The 20,497-nt window shown below is 72.4% G+C and carries 17 protein-coding genes; 10 read left to right on the plus strand and 7 right to left on the minus strand.

Translation table 11 applies throughout. The features are described from left to right. Nucleotides 1-37 precede the first annotated feature (37 nt). Nucleotides 38-2,284, minus strand: a complete 2,247-nt coding sequence (locus ABTW64_RS12790) for a YhgE/Pip domain-containing protein (protein WP_350622994.1) — start codon at nucleotides 2,282-2,284, stop codon at nucleotides 38-40. After that, the gene (locus tag ABTW64_RS12795) at nucleotides 2,281-5,064 is read right to left on the minus strand and encodes an MMPL family transporter (protein WP_350622996.1); all 2,784 of its coding nucleotides are present in this window, start codon (nucleotides 5,062-5,064) and stop codon (nucleotides 2,281-2,283) included. Before ABTW64_RS12795 ends, ABTW64_RS12790 begins: the two co-directional genes overlap by 4 nt. Before the next feature lie 128 nt (nucleotides 5,065-5,192). On the opposite strand from ABTW64_RS12795, the gene ABTW64_RS12800 reads away from it, so the two are divergent. Then, complete coding sequence (locus ABTW64_RS12800) at nucleotides 5,193-5,825, plus strand: TetR/AcrR family transcriptional regulator (protein ID WP_350622998.1); 633 nt, start codon at nucleotides 5,193-5,195, stop codon at nucleotides 5,823-5,825. 190 nt (nucleotides 5,826-6,015) lie between these two features. Here ABTW64_RS12800 and ABTW64_RS12805 read toward each other — a convergent pair whose 3' ends face one another. Then, nucleotides 6,016-7,002: an o-succinylbenzoate synthase gene (locus ABTW64_RS12805; protein ID WP_350623000.1), complete on the minus strand. Its 987-nt coding sequence runs from the start codon at nucleotides 7,000-7,002 to the stop codon at nucleotides 6,016-6,018. A gap of 64 nt (nucleotides 7,003-7,066) precedes the next feature. Beyond that, nucleotides 7,067-7,561, minus strand: a complete 495-nt coding sequence (locus tag ABTW64_RS12810; RefSeq protein ID WP_350623002.1) for a GNAT family N-acetyltransferase — start codon at nucleotides 7,559-7,561, stop codon at nucleotides 7,067-7,069. Nucleotides 7,562-7,632: 71 nt separating this feature from the next. Here ABTW64_RS12810 and ABTW64_RS12815 point away from each other — a divergent pair, with 71 nt between their 5' ends. From ABTW64_RS12815 to ABTW64_RS12845, 7 genes are all read left to right on the plus strand, one after another. After that, a complete protein-coding gene (locus ABTW64_RS12815; RefSeq protein ID WP_350623004.1) occupies nucleotides 7,633-7,974 on the plus strand; it encodes a PadR family transcriptional regulator in 342 nt (113 codons plus the stop codon). Continuing rightward, on the plus strand, nucleotides 7,971-8,948 hold the full coding sequence (locus ABTW64_RS12820; RefSeq protein ID WP_350623006.1) for a permease prefix domain 1-containing protein: 978 nt from the start codon (nucleotides 7,971-7,973) through the stop codon (nucleotides 8,946-8,948). The genes ABTW64_RS12815 and ABTW64_RS12820 overlap by 4 nt, the downstream gene beginning before the upstream one ends. Before the next feature lie 75 nt (nucleotides 8,949-9,023). Further along, complete coding sequence (locus ABTW64_RS12825) at nucleotides 9,024-9,833, plus strand: LLM class F420-dependent oxidoreductase (protein WP_350623008.1); 810 nt, start codon at nucleotides 9,024-9,026, stop codon at nucleotides 9,831-9,833. 232 nt (nucleotides 9,834-10,065) lie between these two features. Further along, the gene (locus tag ABTW64_RS12830) at nucleotides 10,066-10,977 is read left to right on the plus strand and encodes a 1,4-dihydroxy-2-naphthoyl-CoA synthase (protein WP_350623010.1); all 912 of its coding nucleotides are present in this window, start codon (nucleotides 10,066-10,068) and stop codon (nucleotides 10,975-10,977) included. Nucleotides 10,978-11,118: 141 nt separating this feature from the next. Then, entirely contained in the window at nucleotides 11,119-11,472 is a 354-nt protein-coding gene (locus ABTW64_RS12835) for a hypothetical protein (RefSeq protein ID WP_350623012.1), read from the plus strand. Between the two features lie 65 nt (nucleotides 11,473-11,537). Continuing rightward, entirely contained in the window at nucleotides 11,538-12,845 is a 1,308-nt protein-coding gene (locus ABTW64_RS12840) for a hypothetical protein (protein ID WP_350623014.1), read from the plus strand. Nucleotides 12,846-12,865: 20 nt separating this feature from the next. Further along, a complete protein-coding gene (locus ABTW64_RS12845; protein ID WP_350623016.1) occupies nucleotides 12,866-14,017 on the plus strand; it encodes an AMP-binding protein in 1,152 nt (383 codons plus the stop codon). Between the two features lie 132 nt (nucleotides 14,018-14,149). Here the strand turns inward: ABTW64_RS12845 and ABTW64_RS12850 are convergent, their stop codons facing one another. Then, nucleotides 14,150-15,295, minus strand: a complete 1,146-nt coding sequence (locus ABTW64_RS12850; RefSeq protein WP_350623018.1) for a PQQ-dependent sugar dehydrogenase — start codon at nucleotides 15,293-15,295, stop codon at nucleotides 14,150-14,152. Nucleotides 15,296-15,458: 163 nt separating this feature from the next. On the opposite strand from ABTW64_RS12850, the gene ABTW64_RS12855 reads away from it, so the two are divergent. Next, nucleotides 15,459-16,775 (plus strand): MFS transporter, encoded by a 1,317-nt coding sequence (locus tag ABTW64_RS12855; protein WP_350623020.1) that lies wholly within the window; start codon nucleotides 15,459-15,461, stop codon nucleotides 16,773-16,775. 97 nt (nucleotides 16,776-16,872) lie between these two features. On the opposite strand, the gene ABTW64_RS12860 is transcribed toward ABTW64_RS12855, so the two are convergent. Continuing rightward, nucleotides 16,873-17,361: a MarR family winged helix-turn-helix transcriptional regulator gene (locus ABTW64_RS12860; protein WP_350623022.1), complete on the minus strand. Its 489-nt coding sequence runs from the start codon at nucleotides 17,359-17,361 to the stop codon at nucleotides 16,873-16,875. 35 nt (nucleotides 17,362-17,396) lie between these two features. Further along, nucleotides 17,397-19,328, minus strand: coding sequence for an FAD-dependent monooxygenase (locus tag ABTW64_RS12865; protein WP_350623024.1), 1,932 nt, complete (start codon nucleotides 19,326-19,328; stop codon nucleotides 17,397-17,399). 142 nt (nucleotides 19,329-19,470) lie between these two features. Here ABTW64_RS12865 and ABTW64_RS12870 point away from each other — a divergent pair, with 142 nt between their 5' ends. Then, nucleotides 19,471-20,430, plus strand: a complete 960-nt coding sequence (locus tag ABTW64_RS12870) for a 1,4-dihydroxy-2-naphthoate polyprenyltransferase (protein ID WP_502892339.1) — start codon at nucleotides 19,471-19,473, stop codon at nucleotides 20,428-20,430. Nucleotides 20,431-20,497: the final 67 nt, after the last annotated feature.

Consider the following 20,497-nt stretch of genomic DNA (forward strand, 5'->3'; position numbering starts at 1 on the left):
GCCCCGCGAGGGGACCGGGCCGTTCTCGTCGTCGCGACTACGCGGGCGTCTCGGCCAGCAGAGCCTTGGACGAGATCGTGCGCCTGCGGGCGACCGCGAGCGTCGTGGCGACGAAGCACAGCGCGGCCCACACCAGCAGGGCGGTGATGGCACCGCCCGTGCCGCCCGCGTCGGTCACAACGCCGAGCAGGGAGCGGTAGGCGGGCGACGTCGGCAGGATGTCGGCGAGCTCCGCGAGCCATCCCGGCAGCGTCGAGACGATTCCCGTCGCGAGAGCCGCGGCGCCGATCAGCGCTGCGAGCCAGCGACCGGCCCCGCCGAGCACCGCGCCCAGCGCCTGGTGCACGGCGGCGAACGCGACGCCGATCAGAGTGCAGAGCGCGAACAGCGCGCCCGCCGTGCCGGGCTCGTAGCCCCCCACGATCTGGATCACGATCCCCACCAGCAGGCCCTGCACGGCGCCGATCGCCGCGGCCGGCAGCAGCGCGCCGCCTGCCAGCAGCACCGACGCGCGGCGCGACGTGAGCGCACGCGCGGTGACCGAGCGCATCACGACGAACGTCGCGAGCGCGCCGAACCACAGCACCACGGCCGCCAGCAGCGGCACCGCGGAGGCGCCGAACAGCGACACGTCGTCGCCCGCCGACGCCGTGACGGGATCCGAGATCACCGTCGCCAGGTCCTCCGCCTCGCGCTCCGTGTAGGACGGGATCTGCTCGGTGGCCTGGTTAAGGCCGTCCGCCAGCGACCGGGTGCCCGTCGAGAGCTCGCCGATGCCGTCGCCGAGCTGGCTGGTGCCCGTCGCGAGCTGCCCCGCGCCGGTCGAGAGCTCGCCGGCGCCCGACGCCAGCTGCGCAGTGCCCGTGGCCACGCCGTCCGCGCCGGTCGCGAGCTCAGAGGCGCCCTGCGACAGCTGCGACGCGCCCGCGCCGAGCTGTCCCGCGCCCTGCGACAGCTGCGTCGCGCCGTCGGCCAGCTCGCCGGCGCCGTCCGCGAGCTGCGAGGCGCCGGCCGCAGCGGTGTCGGCGCCGGCGGCGAGCCTGCCCGCGCCATCTGCCAGGGTGCCCGCGCCGCCGGCGGCCGCGCGCAGCTGACCCGCGATCTCGGCGGGCAGCTGCGTCGCGAGCTGCGAGAGGCCGCCCGAGGTGCCGGCGGCACCGGTCGCGAGCGCCGCGAGCTGCTGGCAGAACTCGGCGCCGGCGCCGGAGAAGGCGCAGTTGCGGCTGAGCGCGTCGAGACCCGAGGCGACGCTTGCCGCGCCGCCGGTCAGCTCCGTGGGCACGAGGCCCTGGGTCTCGATCGTGGAGGCGCCCGTGCTGAGCTGCGTCGCGAGCTGATCGGCGCCGTCGGCGACGCCGTGCAGGCTCGGCGCGAGGCCGGGATTCTCGGCCGAGCCGTCACCGGCAAGGCCCGCGGCGAGGTCGCGTACGCCGCTCGACAGCCGGGTCGCGCCGTCGGCGAGCTCGCTCGCGCCTCCCCCGAGTCCGCTCACGCCGTCGGCGAGCGCGGCCGCGCCGCCCGAGAGCTCCGACGCGCCGCCGGCGAGCTGACCCGCTCCGCCGGCCAGCTGCCCCGCCCCCGAGGCGAGCTCGCCCGCGCCCGTGCCGAGCTGCGAAGCGCCGTTCGCGAGCTCATCCGCACCGTTGCGGGCCTCGCCCGCTCCGTCGGCAAGCTGTGCGGCGCCGTCGGCGGCCTCGCCGAGCTGCTCGCCGAGAGTCGTGTACCCCACGAGGATGTTCGACAGCGTCGCCTCCGAGAGCATGCGACCCATGGACGATGTCGCGACCGACGCGATCTGGCTCGTGATGGCCTCATCGGCCAGGCGCGCATCCGGTGCCGTCAGCACCTCGATGGTGGCCTGCTGGGGCTCCTCGTCCTCGCCCGAGAGCTTCTGGCCCGATGACGTCGCCGCCGCCGAGAACTCCTCGGGGATGGTGATGACGGCCTGGTAGGTGCCGTCCTGGATGCCCTCGGCCGCGTCCTCCTCGTTCGACAGCACCCAGGTGAGGTTGCTGCCGATGTCGTCGGATCCCTCGACCAGTCCGGCCGCGAGCTGGCGGCCGAGCGGGGTGTACTGATCCTGGATGGTCACGGGCTCGTCGAGATTGACGATCGCCGCCGTCATGTTGTCGAGACGGTCGGTCGGGTTGTAGAGCGCGGCGACCAGCACACCGCCGACCAGAGCCGGCAGCAGCAGCACGCCCACCACGGTGAGCCAGGTCACGGGCTTCGCGCTGCGCGCGCGTTCGATGCCGGCGACGGCCAGGCTGCGGAAGCGGGTCATGCGTTCACCTCGAGGGGGGAAGGTGCGGCCGAGTGGGCCGCGAGAGCGGAAGGGCCGACGTCGTGCTGGTGCACGTGGTCCCAGCCCGCGTCGTGCAGCAGGCGGACCGCGGCACGGGCGTCGCCGCCCGTCAGCACCACCGTCAGGGGAGTGGGGGCCAGCGCGTGCGCGGCATCGCGCAGCACCGCGGCGATCTGGTCGCGGGCGGCGGGATCGAGCGCCCCGGCGCCGTCGATCACGACCAGGCGCGTGCCGCCGCGGACCGCCAGGCGCGCGGTGCGCACGGGCTCGTCGGCGTCGGTGGTGGCGAGCAGCGCGAGCCCCACGTGGGTGCGCACCCAGGCGGCGCGGCCGGGCAGCAGATGTCCCGCGACGCGCAGCAGGCCGCCCGTCGGCGCGGTGCGGCCCGCGATGGCGAGGCCGACGGCGCGCGCCGAGCGCGGATCGGCCGAGGTCAGCACGATCGCCTCGCCGGGCTCCGCCCGCAGGGTCACGCCCGACGCCAGCACGTGCTCGTCGACGGCGACCTCCAGGTCATCCGACGCGATCACCGCGGTCGACCCGGGCGCGGGCCAGTCGGCCAGCGCGCGCTCGCGCTCCACCGCCTCGCCCTCGATGTCGAAGTGCGGCAGCATGCGGTCGAGCGCGCGCGGCATCCACCACGCCCGGTCGCCGAGCAGCGCCATCACGGCGGGCACGAGCGTCATGCGCACCACGAAGGCGTCGACCGCGATGCCCACGGCGAGCGCGAGCGCGATCGGCTTGATGTTCGAATCGCCCTCCGGCACGAACGCCGCGAACACGGCGAACATGATGATCGCCGCGGCGGTGACGACGCGGGCCGATGCCGCGAAGCCTGTGCGCACCGCGTCGACCGCGACCTCGCGCGTCGCGCCGCGCTTGCGGGCCGCGTGCACGAAGTCCTCCCGCATCCGCGACACCAGGAACACCTCGTAGTCCATCGCGAGGCCGAACAGCACGCCCATCACCACGATCGGCATGAACGCGATGATCGGCCCGGTGCGGCTGACGTGGAGCAGCTCGGCGCCCCAGCCCCACGAGAACACCGCGGCGACCACGCCGAACGCGGCGAGGATCGACAGCAGGTAGCCGAGCGCGGCCTTGAGCGGCACCCAGACGGATCGGAACACGATCATCAGCAGGACGAACGACAGGCCCACGACGAAGATGCCGAACGGGATGAGCGCGCCGCCGAGGCGGTCGGAGATGTCGATGCCGACCGCGGTGTTCCCGGTCACCTTGAGATCGATGCCGTACTCGTCGAGCCACTCGTCGTGGTGCGCCCGCAGCTCGCGCACGAGGTCGCTCGTGGCGGGGTCGTCCGGTCCCGTCTCGGGCACGACCTGCACGATGCCGGTGTCGGCGGTCTCGTTGGGGGTCGCCAGGGCGACCTCCTTGACGCCGTCGATGGCCTCGACCTCGTCCTTCAGGTCGTCCATCAGGCCCACGGGGTCCGTCGAGGTCACGATGGTGCCGGTCAGCACGAGCGGCCCGTTGAAGCCCGCCCCGAAGTGCTCCGACGTGAGGTCGTAGGAGATCCGGGCCTCGTTGTCCTTGGGCAGCACGCCGGCGTTCGGCAGCGCGAGGGCCAGGCTGCCGACCGGAGCCGCCAGGAGGCCCAGGCCGAGCACGACTGCGACGGTCGTGACGATCGGGTGACGCGTGACCATGCCGACCCAGCGGGTCGCGAAGCCCGGGCGGGGTGCGCCGTCGCGGTCGGCGCGGCGCTTGGGCACGCGCCCCACGACGCGGTGCTTCACGAACCCGAGCAGCGCCGGCGTGAGCGTGACCGCGATCATCACGGCGATCGCGACCGCGACGGCGGCCGCGATGCCCATGGTGGTCAGGAACGGGATGTTCGCGAACCCGAGGCCGATGAGCGCGATCAGCACCGTGACGCCGGCGAACACGACGGCGGATCCCGCGGTGCCCGTCGCGCGCCCCGCCGATTCCTCGGGATCCATCCCGTCGCGCACCTGGTCCTGGTGCCGCGCCGCGATGAACAGCGCGTAGTCGATGCCGACGGCGAGGCCGAGCATGAGGGCGAGCATCGGCGTCGTGGCCGAGACCGTCGCCCACTGGGTCGCCGCGACGAGGCCGAGCAGCGAGACGCCGACACCGATGAGCGCGACGCCGAGCGGCAGGCCCGCGAGCACGAACGAGCGGAACGTGATGATGAGCACCAGCAGCGCGATGATCACGCCGACCGCCTCGGTGATCGTGACCGTGGGCAGCTCGGTGGCGAACAGCTCGCCGCCGAGCGCCACCTGCGCGCCGTCGGGCAGCCGGTCGGCGAGTCCGTCGACCACGTCGTGCAGCGACTCCTTGTCGTCGGCGGTGACATCGGTCATCGTGCCCTCGAACTGCAGGCGCGCGATCGCGGCGGTGTCGTCGTCCGAGATCATGCCCGTGACCATCTCGTCGTACGGCGACGTGGCGCTCGAGACGCCCGGGACATCCTGCAGCTCCGACACCGTGTCCTCGATCGGATCGCGGTACGCGGCGTCGGTGATGTCGTCGCCCTCGGCGGCGACCACGATGAACTGCGCGCTCGTGCCCGAGACCTGGGGGAACGTGCGGCTGAGCTGCGACAGGCCCTCCTGCGCCTCGGTGCCGGGGATCGAGAACGCGTTGTCGAAGCCCTTGCTGAGACCCGCCGCGGCGCCCCCGACGGCGGCAAGGATGAGCAGCCAGCTCAGCAGCACGCGCCACGGGTGGCGGTACGACCAGCGGCCGAGCGAGTACAGCAGGGTGGACACAGGGCGCCTCCGGGAGCGGAAAGGACGGGAGTTCGATACAACGCTGTATCCGATACAAGTGTGTATCGTAATAGCCGCCTCAGCAACTTGTGCTGGGCGTTGCCTATGGATCGATGCGAGGAGCCGCGATGAGCCAGCCGGATGTCGCGAAGCCCGTGACCCGAAGCCGCGAGAACACGCGCGCGCGCCTGCTCGACGCCGCCGCGCAGGTGTTCGCCGAGGTCGGGCTGGGGGAGGCGTCGGTGGAGGCCGTGTGCGAGCGCGCCGGATTCACCCGTGGGGCGTTCTACTCCAACTTCGAGTCGAAGGACGACCTCTTCCTCGAGCTCGCCGGCCGGTTCGTGAGCCAGCAGGTGGAGGCCGTGCGCGAGCGCGTCGCGACGCTGATCGAGAGCGGCGCCGACGCCACCGACACCGTGGGCCTGGTGGAGGCTCTCGACGTGCCGGGCGATGTGCGACTGGGCGTGCTGCTGATGAGCGAGATCCGCAATCGCGCGATGCGGGACGAGAAGGTCGCCGAGGCGTTCATCGCCCAGGACGAGAGCATGGTGCGCGAGGTCGCGCAGCTCATCGAGGACATCGCGCACGCCAAGCGACTCCGCTTCGCGCTCTCGCCCGAGGAGGCCGCTCGCATCGTGCTGACCGCGTGGGAGGGCGTCTCCAGCCGCGCGATCATCGCGGGCCTGCCCGAGAAGGAGCTGCTCGAGCTGCGCGCCCGGGAGGTCGGTCGCATCGGTCACCTCATCGTGGAGCAGGGCTGACGCGAGGTTCGGGATCCCGTCACGGGGGCTGCCTCGGGAGGCATGTCCCACTTGTGGCCGGTTCGGCGGACGAATAGCGGCCACAACTGGGACACGGGTGGACCGTAAGCGGCCACAACTGGGACACGGGCTCGTGTGGCAGCGGGTTCCGGGTGTCCGTGTGAGGCAGGTGGCGTCGTGACAGCGGGTGTCAGCCGCGGGCGGTCAGAGCCGCGTGGCACCGGGTGATGCGGTCGATCCACCAGGCCCGGCGCTCGGGCGACGCCGCGTATGCGTCCAGCAGCGCCTCGTCGGGGGTGAGGCGCCCGACCGGGATGACCCCGCCGCGCGGCGCGAGCGGCTCGGCGACCACGTCGGCGGCCAGCAGCGACGCCGTCCCCAGGCCGCAGTCGAACTGCAGGGCCGGCAGCGCCGCGGCCAGCGCCGCGCCCTGCGACAGTCCGATCGACGTGTCGAGCGCGCTCGAGACGACGGCCGGCAGACCCGTCGCGGCGACGATGTCGAGCGCACGGCGCACGCCGCCCAGCGGCTGGGCCTTGACGACGATCAGGTCGGCCGCATCGGCGCGCGCGACCGCGAGCGGATCCTGCGCCTTGCGCACGCTCTCGTCGGCCGCGACCGGCAGATCCCACCGCCGCAGCCGTGCGCGCAGCTCGGCCAGCTCGTCGACCGTCGCGCACGGCTGCTCGAGGTACTCCAGGTCGAACTCGGCCAGCGCGTGTGCGGCGTGCTCCGCTTCGTCGACGTTCCATCCGCCGTTGGCATCGACGCGGATGCGCCCCTCCGGGCCCATCGCGTCGCGCACGGCGCGCACGCGCGCGACGTCATCGGCCAGGGTCTGTCCCCGCTCGGCGACCTTGACCTTGACGGTGCGGCAGCCGTCGTAGCGCGCCAGCACCTCCGGCACGCGCTCCGCCGCCACCGCGGGCATCGTGGCGTTGACCGGGATGTCGGCGCGCACCGCGGCGGGCTGCGGCGCGTACGCGAAGTCGATCGCGGCCGCGAGCCAGGTGGCGGCCTCGTCGTCGTCGTACTCGAGGAACGGCGAGAACTCGGCCCACCCCTCCGGGCCGCGGATCAGCGCCGCCTCGCGATGGTCGACCCCCCGGAACCGCGTCGCGAGCGGCAGCGAGACCACTCGCACCGCGTCCAGGATGTCCGTCAGCTGCGCGTCCATGCGTCCATCCTGCCGTGCCCCGCACCGACCGGTCCTGCCGCGGCGGCGTGGCGCGCCGCCGTGCTCAGCTCCCGGCCAGCGCCGCCAGGGCGGGGCCGTCGAGGCGCTGCACGGTCCACTCGTCCATGCCCACGGCGCCGAGCTGGCGGTAGAAGCGGATCGACGGCTCGTTCCAGTCGAGGACGGTCCACTCGAAGCGCCCGTAGCCCTGTTCGATGCACTCGCGGGCGAGGGCGCGCATGAGCGCGAGGCCGTAGCCGCGGCCCCGGTGCGACTCGCGCACGATGAGGTCTTCGAGGTAGATGCCGTTCAGCCCGGTCCATGTCGAGTAGTTCAGGAACCAGATCGCGATGCCCACCACCTCGCCGTCGCTCTCCACGACGTGCGCGAACACCGTGGGCCGGTCGCCGAAGAGCACGGCGCTCAGCATCTCCGGGGTGCCCGTGACGGCATCCGGCTCGCGCTCGTAGACCGCGAGCTCCCGGATCAAGGCGAAGATGCCGGGGACGTCGGTCGGGGTGGCGCGGCGCAGCACGGCGCCGTCAGGGAGGGTCTGCATGCGACCACCCTAGTGAGCGCATGTCAATGTGTGTCTTGTAATGGTGTGTGGCACACAGTATGGTGTGAGACATGACACCTCGCGACGACGTCGAGAACCACCGCCAGGAACTGCGGCGTGGCACCGTCGTGCTCGCGTGCCTGCTGCTGCTCCGAACGCCCGGCTACGGCTACGGACTGCTGGAGGAGCTGGAGCGGCGCGGGTTCGACACCGACGCCAACACGCTGTACCCCCTGCTGCGCCGCCTGGAGAAGCAGGGCTACCTCACGAGCGAGTGGAACACCGACGAGGCTCGGCCGCGCAAGTTCTACCGCACCTCCGAGGCCGGCGACGGCCTCGCCGACACGCTCACCGCCGAGTGGCGCGCGATCGCCACCGCCTTGGACACCCTCACCACGGGAGGACCCCAATGACTGCCGCACCCCTCACCTCTGACGACTTCACCTCGCGCTACGTGGAGGCGGCGACCCGGTCGCTGCCCGCGGACCAGCGCCACGACTACGCAGAGGAGCTGACCGCCTCGATCCGCGACCAGATCGACGACCGCGTGGCCGCCGGCGAGAGCCCCGCGGACGCAGAGAAAGCCGTGCTGACGGCCATGGGGGACCCCGCCGTCCTGGCCGCGGGATACGCCGACCGGCCACTGCATCTGATCGGCCCGCGCTACTTCTCCGACTGGAAGCGCCTGCTCGTCCTGCTGCTCTGGATCGTCGTGCCGATCGGCGCCTTCGCCGGTGTGCTCGGCGCCGGGCTGCGCGGCGATGCCCCGGGCGGCTGGGTCGGCGCGGGCATCGCGAGCGCCCTCACGGCCGGTGTGCACGTGTTCTTCTGGGTCACTCTCGCGTTCGCGCTCGTCGAGCGCTTCGGCGCCCCGAAGGGCAAGGAGCTGGGCGTCTGGAGCGTCGACATGCTGCCGCTCACGGCGCACCGTCGCGCGCAGTTCGGCGAAGTGGCGATGGCCTTCGTCGCGGCCGTGGTCATGGCCGCCGCGCTTGCCTGGGACCGCTGGATCGCGTTCATCCCGCACAGCCAGACCGGGGGCGAGCCGCTGCCCGTGCTGCATCCCGACCTGTGGCCATGGGGTTTCGCGATCGCGGTCGGCACCGCGCTCGTCACCGCGGTGCTCACCCTCCTCGCGCACCTCGCGGGACGCTGGGCGACGTGGATGGGGCTGGCGAACGCGATCCTCTCGCTGGCCGTCACCGCCGCGGCTCTCGTCCTGCTCGCGAACGGGCTGCTGCTGAACGCGGCGTTCGTCACGCACGCCTTCGGCGACGCGGCTCCCCAGACCGTCGACGTGCTCGGCGTCATCCTCGGGGCCGGTATCGCGGTGCTCGGCGCCTGGTCGGCGTGGGACTCCTATCGGCGCACGCGGTCGGTCGCCTGAGCGCCCGCGGCGAGGGCGGGCCCGGATGCGTGCCATCCGGAGCCCGCCCCTCTCGCGCGCCGCTAGCCTGGCGCCATGCCTGACTTCTCGACCGACATCCCGCTGCGCCTCGGCGTGCAGCTCGCACCCCAGCACCACGCCTCGTACGCGGTGATCCGCGACGCGGTGACGCGTTTCGAGGACCTGGGCGTCGACATCCTGTTCAACTGGGATCACTTCTACCCGCTGTCGGGCGATCCCGAGGGCACCCACTTCGAGGGCTGGAGCATGCTCGCCGCGTGGGCCGAGCAGACCGAGCGCGTGGAGTTCGGTGCGCTGGTGAACTGCAACAGCTACCGCAACCCCGACCTGCAGGCCGACATGGCCCGCACGATCGACCACATCTCGCGCAAGGGCGGCGAGGCGGGGCGCTTCATCTTCGGCACGGGCGCGGGCTGGTTCGAGCGTGACTACGCCGAGTACGGCTACGAGTTCGGCACGCCGGGGACGCGACTCGACGCCCTGGCAGAGGGCCTCGCGCGCGTCGAGGCGCGCTGGGCGCAGCTGAACCCCGCTCCCACGCGGGACATCCCGATCCTGATCGGGGGCAAGGGCGAGCAGAAGACGCTGCGCCTCGTCGCGCGTCACGCCGACATCTGGCACAGCTTCGTGACGACCGACGAGCTGCCGGGCAAGCTCGACGTGATCGCCCGCTGGGCCGAGAGGGAGCAGCGCGACACGAGCGACCTGGTCATCTCCAACGAGCTCAAGGGCCGAGATGAGCAGGATGCGCAGGCGCTGTTCGACGCCGGCGTGCGCCTGTTCACCCTCAACGTCTCGGGCCCCGAGATCGACGTCGACCTGGTGCGGCGCTGGCTCGCCTGGCGCGACGGCGTCAACGGCTGACGCCCGCGCGTGGACTGACCCCGCGGCGTCGCTGAGACCCCCGGCGTGGGCTGATCGCGCGGTGCCGGGCCGAGGCGGGGCGTGTCCCGCTTGTGGCCCATATCGCCGCGGCCGTGTCCCACTTGTGGCCCCTGTCGGCCGTGCAGAACGGCCACAAGTGGGACATGCCCGGGCTCGCCGTCCCGTGACGGCGGCCCGGATCGACGGGTTCGAGCCGCCGTAGGCTGGTGGGGTGACCGACACCTTCGTCTCCGACCTGTTCGACGCGGCCGAGTGGGATGCCGCTCCGGGCTCGGAGGGATACCAGGACATCACCGCCCACGTCTCGAAGGACGGCCGGATCGCCCGCATCGCCTTCGATCGACCCGAGGTGCGCAACGCCTTCCGCCCCGCGACGGTCGACGAGCTGTATCGCGCGCTCGACACGGCCCGGCAGGATCCGCGGATCGGCGTGGTGCTGCTCACGGGGAATGGACCGAGCCCCAAGGACGGCGGCTGGGCGTTCTGCTCGGGCGGCGACCAGCGCATCCGGGGTCGCGACGGCTACAAGTACAGCGAGGACGAGACGTCGGTGACCGATGCCGCGCGCGCCGGTCGCCTGCACATCCTTGAGGTGCAGCGGCTCATCCGGTTCATGCCGAAGGTCGTCATCGCCGTCGTGCCCGGCTGGGCGGCAGGCGGCGGGCACTCGCTGCATGTGGTGTGCGACCTCACGATCGCCTCGGCCGAGCACGGCCGCTTCAAGCAGACCGACGCCGACGTCGGCTCGTTCGACGCCGGCTACGGCTCGGCGTACTTCGCGCGCCAGATCGGACAGAAGTTCGCCCGCGAGGTGTTCTTCCTCGCGGAGGAGCACTCGGCGCAGCGCATGTACGAGATGGGGGCCGTGAACCGCGTGGTGCCCCACACCGAGCTGGAGCGCGAGGCGCTGGCGATGGCGCGCACGATCCTCACCAAGTCGCCCACCGCGATCCGGATGCTGAAGTTCGCGTTCAACGCGGTCGACGACGGCCTGCCGGGGCTGCAGGTGTTCGCGGGCGAGACCACGCGCCTGGCGTACGGCACAGATGAGGCCGTGGAGGGCCGCGACTCGTTCCTCGAGAAGCGCGAGCCCGACTGGTCGCCCTTCCCCTGGCACTTCTGACGAGCAGGGCGGCGGCGTTCCTGCCCGCCGTCCCCGCACGCCACCGTTCCCCCTCCTGTATCGCGGCATATTAGGATCACGATGACGCACGCATCTCCGCGTGCGGCGCTCGTCGGCAGATACCGCTGGAGGAACGCGTCCATGGCCGAATCGGCATCCACCCGCAAGGTGCAGATCACCGTTCCGGTCGCCGACGTCTCCGTGATCGAGTGGCTGGGCATGCAGCACTCGGCGTCTGAGTCGGTGCGCCGGTTGATCCGCGAGTCGGTGGAACGCGAGGGCTTCGTGGATGTCGCCAACCGCCCGGTGAAGCCCCTCAGCGCGGTGCCGGAGCCGGTCGCCGTTCCGGATGCGCGCGCCGCCGCGCTCGAGCCCGCCCCCGTCGCGCCCGTGCAGAGCCCCGCGGAGGAGCCGCCGATGCCGGCGCCCACCCGCCGATCCCATGCGGCGGCTCAGGCCGCGTCGGCCGCCATCGACGACCTGCTCGGCCTGTGAACCACGGCGGCCGCTGACCCGCCCGCCCAACGAAAAGGCACGCCCAACGAAAGGGAATCCACTCCATGAGCTCGGACACCATCCACCTCACCGGCGGCATCGACGTCGGCAACGGCTACGTCAAGGGGATGATCCTTAACACCGACACGGATGTGCGGGATCGGATCGATCTGCCCAGCGCGATCGTGGCGACCCCGCGGCAGTCTCCGAAGGTCCCGATCGAGGACGCGGAGGCGCCGCAGGTGATGGCGGAGGCCGAGCAGGATCTCTACAACCGACTGGACGCCTCGTTCTCGTCTCCGCTGGTGGGCGACAGCGACCGTCGCATCTTCGGGCGCGCCGCGCTGAGCGTGCGGGGCTCGGTCTTCTCGGAGTTCGAGGTGCACGAGGGGCACGCGAGCAAGGCCGATCAGCAGCTCAGCAAGATCCTGGTGCTCGGCGTCTTCGCGGCGAAGGCGCTGCGCGACCACGTGCGAGCCACGGGCTCGCTGCCCGACCGTGAGCTGCGCGTGGAGGTGCGCGCGGGCCTCGCGCTGCCGATCAGCGAGTTCGTCGCGCGCCGCTTCAGCTATGCGGGCGAGTTCGTCGGCGCGAAGGGGTCGGCGGTTCACCTCGTGACGATCAAGAACTTCAACACGCCGGTGAGCGTGCGCCTGGAGTTCGTGGACGTGCAGGTGGTCGCCGAGGGTGCGTCCGCGCAGTTCGCCATCACCGAGAAGGGTGAGCCGCTGGCCGGCGCGCTGCTCGCCGACCTGCGTTCGCGCGAGCCCGGCATCCTGCCCGGCGTGACCGGCGCCGACCTGGTCGAGGCGCAGAACACCATCGGGATCGACGTGGGCGAGGGCACGGTGAACTTCCCGGTGTTCACGGCCGGCCGATTCAACGCCGAGGCCGCCTCGACCCTCGACATGGGCTACGGCACCATCCTGGAGAACGCCCTCGACCGACAGGATGAGGCCGACCTGCGGTTCACCAGCCGCAAGCAACTGGCCGACTTCCTGCAGACGAAGCCCACCGTGCTGCAGCGCACGCGGCACCAGCGGGCGCAGCGGCTGGTGGAGCCCGACATCAAGCACCTCGTCGAGCAGATCCGTCGCGCGTTCAGCGAGACGCTCAGCCAGTCGGGCGAGTCGACCGAGGTCGTCTACGTCTACGGAGGCGGCTCCGGCCCGATCAAGGAGCAGCTCTATCCGGCGCTGATCGAGGCGGCGGGCGATGTGCCGGTGCTCTACCTGGACGCCCGGTACTCGCGGCATCTCAACCGCGAGGGACTGTTCCTCGCGGCGCGCGCCGCCGAGGCCGCGGCGAAGGCCGCCTCCGGCGCTCCGGAGGAGTCGCGTCGCTCGTCGCGCAAGCAGCGTGTGACCGCCTGACGCGATAGCGTCGGGCGGGGATGAGGCTCGATCGACTGGACGGCGACGACCCGCGCGACGTGCTGCGGGCGCTGCGCGCCGCGCTCGGAGCCGGGCCGGCCGTCGCGCTGGGGGCGGGGGAGCGTCTGCTGCCTGACGAGGTGCCTGCGGGGACCGCGGTCGTCGTCACGACGTCCGGATCGAGCGGCGTGCCGAAGAGCGTCGTGCTGTCGCGGTCGGCCCTCACCTCGAGCGCCCTCGCGACCGCGGAGCGCATCGGGGCCGGTCAATGGCTGCTCGCCCTGCCCGCCGGATACGTGGCGGGTGTGCAGGTGCTCGTGCGGTCGCTGGTTCAGGGAACCGAGCCCGCGATCCTGTCGGGGCGCTTCACACCGCGGGCGTTCGCGCATGTCGTCTCGGGCATGCACTCGTCGCGCGGCGGCGAGCGCGTGCCGACCTACACGTCGCTGGTGCCCGCGCAGCTGCAGACCCTCGTCGAGGCGGCGGATCAGGATGCGGACGTGCGGCGCGCGCTCGCGTCGTTCGAGGCCATCCTGGTGGGCGGGCAGTCGCTGCCTGTCGCGCTGCGCGAACGCGCCGCCGCGCTAGGCGCGCAGGTGGTGCGCACGTACGGCTCCAGCGAGACGGCGGGCGGCTGCGTGTACGACGGAGTGCCCCTCGACGGCGTGCGCGTGGCGACGGTCGACGGCGAGCTGCGCATCGCGGGCCCCACACTGGCCGACGGCTACCTGGGGGATGACCCTCTGACGGATCGGGTGTTCGTGCGAGACGCCGCCGGCGCCCGGTGGTACCGCACCGGCGACGCCGGCGAGGTCGCGGGCGGCCTCGTGCGTGTGACGGGCCGCATCGACAACGTGATCGTGTCCGGCGGCGTCAACGTCTCGCTCGACCGCGTCGAGCGCGTCGTGCGCGAGGTCGCCGGCCTCGCCGGGGCCGTCGTGGTGGGAGCGCCCCACGAGCGCTGGGGCGAGGCGCCGGTGCTCGTCGCGCCCCGCGCCGATGTGGCCGACCCCGAGGCCGCGCTCGCCGCGGCCCGCGCGGCCGTGGCCGCGCGGATCGGCAAGCCCGCGCGGCCGGCGCGCATCCTGCTGCTCGACGAGCTGCCCCGCCTGACCTCGGGCAAGCCCGACCGCCGGGCGCTGACGCGCCTGGCTGCCGAAGGGCGCGCGTAGCACCGAGCGCTGAGCGCGTCGGGGCTGCGCGCTGCCGGCCTGCGGGCGGTGCTCGTCGGGGCGCCGAGGTCGCACCGTCACGCGGCAGGCGCCGAGCGTTCCTGCGTGGTGTCGAGGCTCGGGGCGGTCGGGTCAGCCGGCGGGCAGGTCGATGCGGACGATGCGGTCGTCGCCCGGGCGGGGGGTGCCGCGGCCGTCGGTGTTGCCGGTCACGATCCAGATGCCCCCGTCCGGCGTCACGACCACATCGCGGAGGCGGCCGAACTCTCCGGCGTGGAGGTCGGCGCCGTGCTCGGGCGCCGCGACCGTGAGAGCGCGCAGGCGCTCGCCGCGGAGGTTCGCGATCAGGATGACGCCGTCGACGATCGCCATGCCGCTCGGGCTCGCCTCGGCGGTCGGCCACTGTCGCAGCGGGTCGACGAAGCCGCGGCCCTCGCCGCCGGCCCCCTCGACCGTGGGCCAGCCGTAGTTCCCGCCCGCCGTGATGCGGTTCAGCTCGTCCCACGCGTCCTGACCGAACTCCGTCGCGAACATCGTGCCGTCGGCGGCCCACGCCAGTCCCTGGACGTTGCGGTGGCCGGACGAGTAGACGAGCGACTGGTCATCCGGGTTGCCGACAGTCGGCCGCCCATCCGGCGTCATGCGCAGGATCTTGCCGCCGAGCGACGACGGATCCTGCGCGAGCGAGGGATCGCCGGCGTCGCCCACGGCGGCATAGAGCATGCCATCGGGGCCGAACGCGATGCGGCCGCCGTTGTGGCGGGAGCCCGCCGGGAGCCCGTCGAGGATCGTCTCGGGCTCGCCGAGCTGCAGGGCCTCGGGTGCGCCCGCGATCGCGAACCGCTGGATGCGGTTGCCATCCGGCCCTGTGGAGTACGCGTAGAGCCGGTCCGCGTCGTCGAACGCGAGACCCAGCAGCCCGCCCTCGCCGCCGTGCACGACGTCGGCGACGACGCCCGCCTCGCGCGTCGATCCGTCGGGGAGCAGCTGCAGGATGCGCCCCGAGTCGCGTTCGCTGATCAGGATGGCATCGCCGTCGATCGCGACGGACCACGGCGCATCGAGGCCGATCGCCACGTCGTGCGGGGCGGTCGGGGACGGCGCCGCGCTCGCCGACGCCGACGGGATGCGCGACGCCTCGGTCGTCGACTCCGGTGTCGGCGCCGTCGGAGCCGAGGCCGTCGGCGTGGCGGGCTCGTCGGTCGCAGGCGCGCACGCCGCGAGAAGTGCGGCGACAGACACGCCCAGCGCCAGGGGGCCGAAGCGACGGGAACTCATGCATCCTCCTTCGTCGAGCATGCCCTTTCGCGACGCGGCATCCCAGGGGTTGTGCCGACTTCGTGCGCGGCGATGTCCCGTGCCGGTGGGCATGGGCGTCTGAATTCTGCTATCTTGGCCAGCGCCCACAATGGTGTGTACCCCAACGAAATGGGAGCAGTCGATGACGACACAAGATCCGACGGTGCTGACCCGGGCCACCGGCGTCCCCTCGCATGGCCGACGAGCCTCGGTGGCCGGTTTCATCGGCTCAGCCCTCGAGTACTACGACATGTACATCTACGCGTCGGCAGCGACCCTGGTCTTCACCCAGGTGTTCTTCCCCGACCAGGGCGCCACGGGCCTCCTGCTGTCGCTCGGCACCTACGGCGTCGCGTACGTCGCCCGTCCGCTCGGCGGCGTGCTGGCCGGCTGGATCGGCGACCGCTTCGGTCGCCGCAGCATCATGATGCTCACGCTGCTGGTGATGGGCGTCGCCACGTTCCTCATCGGCTGCCTGCCGACGTACCAGACCGTGGGCCTGTGGGCCCCGGCCATGCTCGTGCTGCTGCGCATCATGCAGGGCCTGAGCGTGGGCGGCGAGGCATCGGGCGCCACCTCGCTGACGCTGGAGCACGCCCCGGAGGGTCGCCGCGGCCTCTACACGTCATGGATGGTCAACGGCATCTGGGTCGGGTACATCCTGGCCACCCTCGCCTTCCTGGGCGTGGCCGCACTGCCGGAGGACGCCCTCTACAGCTGGGGATGGCGCGTGCCCTTCTGGGCGAGCGCCGTGCTCGTGATCGTCGGCGTGATCGTGCGTCGGGCTCTGGTCGATCCCGAGGCCTTCGTCGCCGAGAAGGAGCAGGGGCACATCGCCAAGGTGCCCCTGGGAGACGTGCTGAAGAACCAGCCCGGCGACGTGGTGCGGGTGATCGTGGCGGCGCTGCTGCTCGTGATCAGCTCGACCGTGCCGGTGTGGGGCCTGGCCTACGCCAAGAACGTGGTGGGCATCGACCCCTCGGTCATGCTCTGGGCCGTGGTGTTCGGCTACGCGACCGCGCTCATCTCGCAGCCGCTGTTCGCGGCGCTCAGCGACAGGATCGGCCGCAAGCCCGTGCTGATCGGCGGCAACCTGCTGGGCGCGGTGACCGTCTGGCAGTTCTTCTGGGCTGTGGGCTCGGCCGACGTGCTGATGATCTACGTGGGCATCTTCCTCACCATCACGCTCTCGCTCGGTGCCACGAACGCGGTGTACCCCGTCTTCTTCAGCGAGATGTTCAACGTCCGCTTCCGCGTGACCGGCATGGCCGTCGGCCTGCAGCTGGGGCTGGTGCTGACCGGGTTCTCGCCGTCGATCATCCAGGCGTGGTCGGATGCGACCGGGGCGTCCTGGTGGCCCGCCGCGCTCTACACCTCGATCGCGTGCGTGCTGTCGGCGATCTCGGTTGCGACCTCGCGCGAGACGTTCCGCACGCCGCTGCGCGAACTCGGCCGCTGACGCCGGGTCGGGCGCACTCGGCTGACCCGAAAGGCTGACCGAAGGCTGACCCGAAGAGGGAGGGACGCACAGGCGTCCCTCCCTCTTCGCGTTCGGGTCAGCGGTCGGCGGAGAGCAGGCCGCTCTCGCCGGCGGCGGCGAGCACGGCCTCCAGCAGGTCTCGCAGCTGCGCGCGCTGCGCGGCGTCGAGCCCGCCCGTCACGAGCGGCTCGATGGCCGCCACGCGGGGCTGCAGCTCGGCGAGGGCCGCGCGGCCCCGCTCCGTCAGTGCGAGCGCCTTGCGGCGCCGGTCCTCCGGATGCAGGTCGCGGTGGATCAGCTCACGCGCGACGAGCCGTCGCACGAGGTCGGCGATGGTGGAACGATCGAGATCCAGCTCGGCGCCGAGATCGGCCTGCGACATCCCCGGCCGCCGGGCGATCATCGACAGCGCCGCGAACTGGGTGCTCGTGTACTCGAGCGACACGTGGCGGTTCCACGCGGCCAGGTGCACCTGCTGCGCGCGCCGCAGCAGGTGACCCGTATAGGCCGCGGGGTGGGGGGAGGAGCCGGCCGCCTCGGGGACCGGCGCGGGCGACGTGGTCATGGCGCTATCCTGCCGCACCCGCGAGGGGCGGCCGTTCAGCCGACGCGCGCCGTCTCCGCGGCGGGCGTCAGGATGCCGGCGAAGAACGCCGCGAGCTCCGCGTGCGCGTCGAGCGGCAGCACATGCGCCACGAACTGGTCGGGCCGCACGACGACGAGCGCCCCGGCGGCGCGGTCGACATCGCGGTCGCGGAAGACGTCGATACCCGCGGTGACGGCCGATCCGATCGGCGCGGCGGTGAAGGCCTTCTCGTAGTCGATGAGTCCCAGCGCGCCGTTGTGGGGCCGCAGGATGTCGGGGAGCGAGAGGAAGTCGATGTCGTGCAGGTGCGCCTGCAGGATGGCCCGCACGTCCAGCACGGCGTCGATGTCGTCGCCCGCGCGACGCGACCGCACGACCGGCGACTCGTCATCCGTCGCCAGCCACTCGCACAGCGCGCGCAGCTTCGACTCGTCCGCGTCGGCGAAGGCGTAGAGGCGCCAGCGGCCGTCGGCCTCGTGCGTGTGGCCGAGCTCCATGAGGCGCCCGTCGCCCACGCGCACGACCGGCGACGAGTGGAACCGCGTGCCGATCTCGAAGCCCGCCGCCAGGTGCTGGTGCTCGGCCGTGCCGGTGAGGGGCGACGGCGTGTAGCGCGCCGCGACGCCTGCCGTGTAGCGGCCCTGGCGCGTCCAGTACTCCGCGAGCTCCTCCGGCGAGACGCCGCCGCGCTCCGGGTGGTCGGGATCCTTGGCGGGCTGGGCGAGCATGGCCGACCACTCCTTGTCGAAGTCGATCAGCTCCTGCGCGATGGGGCGACGCTCGGCGTCGTACGTCTCGAGCAGCGACGCGGGCGAGCGGCCTTCGAGCACCGCGGCGAGCTTCCAGCCCAGGTTGTAGGCATCCTGCATCGACACGTTCATGCCCTGGCCCGCCTTGGCGCTGTGGGTGTGGCACGCGTCGCCCGCGATGAACACGCGCGGCGACCGGCCGCGACCGGCCGCGTCGTCGAAGCCGTCGGCGATGCGCTGGGCGACCTCGTAGACCGAGAACCACACGGTCTCGCGGACATCGAGCGAATACGGGTGCATCACGGCGTTCGCGACCTCGACGATCTGCTCGGCCGACATGCCGCGCAGGCTCTCGCGGTTCTGCTCGGTCACCGTGCCGAGGTCGACGTACAGGCGAGCGAGACGGCCCCCCTCGCGGGGGATGATCAGGATCGAGCCCTTGCCGTCCGACTGGATCATCGTCTTGTAGCGCAGGTCGGGGAAGTCGGTGTTCGCGAGCACGTCCATGACGCCCCACGCGTGGTTCGCCGCGTCGCCCGAGAGCGAGCGGCCGATGGCCTTGCGCACGCCGCTGCGTGCGCCGTCGGCGCCGACCACGTACTTGGCGCGCAGCGTGCGCGTGCGGCCGGTCTCGCCCTGCCCGTCCATGTGGGCGAGGGTGACGGCCACCGGGAACTCGCCCGCGTCGTCGACCTCGAGCGACTGGAAGGCCCAGCCGTAGTCGGGCTCGAGCCGCGACGGCTGCGCCCGCATCGAGTCGAGCAGGTAGTCGTGCACGCGTGCCTGGTTCATGATGACGTGCGGCATCTCGCTCAGACCGTCCTCGACATCCTGCACGCGGCTCGTGCGCACGATGTTCTGACGATTGCCGGGATCGGGCTGCCACATGATCGTCTCGTTGACCCAGTACGACTCGGCGAGCAGCTTCTGCGCGACGCCGAATGCCTGGAACATCTCGACCGAGCGGCAGGCGACGCCGTCGGCCTGGCCGCGCAGCAGGCGGCCGGTGCGGCGCTCGACGATGCGCGTGCGGATGCCGGGGAAGCGCGCGAGCTGCGCCGCGAGCACCAGACCGGCCGGGCCCGTGCCGACGATCAGCACGTCGACCTCGTCGGGAAGGCCCGGCGTCCAGGTCGTGTCGGCGGCGGGCGCGATGGTCGGGTCGCCCGGGTGGTAGCCGTGCTGGAAGTACTGCATGCGGATCCCCTTTGATCTCCGCCCTCGGGTCGGGGCGGCGTCGGCGTCGCGTCCGTGCGACGAGCACGAGGATATTGCTCAGTACCCCAACGATGCAAGTGGCGGACTTCCGGATGTGCGGGCGGCCGTAGGATCGGGACTCGTGGCGAAGAGCAGGAACAGGCGTGGAATCAGCGGCAATCCGGCCAAGCGCGGCGTGGGCCGCACGGCCGCATCGCCCACGGCCCGGCCGGTGACGGCCGCCGACTGGATCGGGGCCGCCCGCCTGCGCACGCTGCCGCTCGCGGTCGCGCCGGTGGTGATCGGCACGGGGGCCGCCATCCTCGTCGGGGACGTGTTCCACTGGGTGCTCGCGCTCGCGTGCCTCGCGGTCGCGGTGTCGCTGCAGATCGGCGTCAACTTCGCCAACGACTACAGCGACGGTGTCCGCGGCACCGACGCCCACCGCGTCGGTCCCGCTCGCCTGACGGCCTCAGGCCGCGTGCGGCCGCGCGCGGTGCTGCTCGCCGCCATAGCGTTCTTCGGGATCGCGGCGTTGGTCGGCCTTGCGGTCACCGTGCGCACGCAGCAGTGGTGGTTCGTGATCGTCGGGCTGGTGTGCATCGTCGCGGCGTGGTTCTACACGGGCGGCAAGCGGCCGTACGGGTACAACGCGCTGGGCGAGGTGTTCGTGTTCGTCTTCTTCGGCCTCGTGGCCACCCTCGGCACCACCTGGGTGCAGGCGATGGCGCTGCCGCAGGAGGCGTGGTTCGGCGCGGTCGCGGCGGGTCTGCTGGCCTGCGCGGTGCTGCTCGCCAACAACCTGCGCGACATCGAGCAGGATGCCCGCGTCGGCAAGCGCACGCTCAGCGTGGTGATCGGGCGGCGCTGGACGCAGGTGCTGTTCACCGCGTTCGTGCTGCTCGCCTTCGCGATCAGCTGGTACCTCGCGTTCTTCTATCCCGTCGCGTGGCTCGCGTCGCTCGCCCTGCTCGCGGCCGGTCCGGCCATCCTGATCGTCTGGACGTACCGCACCCCGCGCGAGCTGATCACCGCGCTGGCGCTGACGTCGCTGACGTCCCTCGCATACGCCGGATTCCTGTTCTGGGCCTTCGTGGCCTGATCCCTCGGCGGAGCTACTGCGCCGGGGAGAGGGTCGCCCCGCCGAGTTCACACCAATGTGCGTGTGT

The sequence above is a fragment of the Microbacterium sp. NPDC096154 genome (genome assembly GCF_040302945.1).
GTDB lineage: Bacteria > Actinomycetota > Actinomycetes > Actinomycetales > Microbacteriaceae > Microbacterium.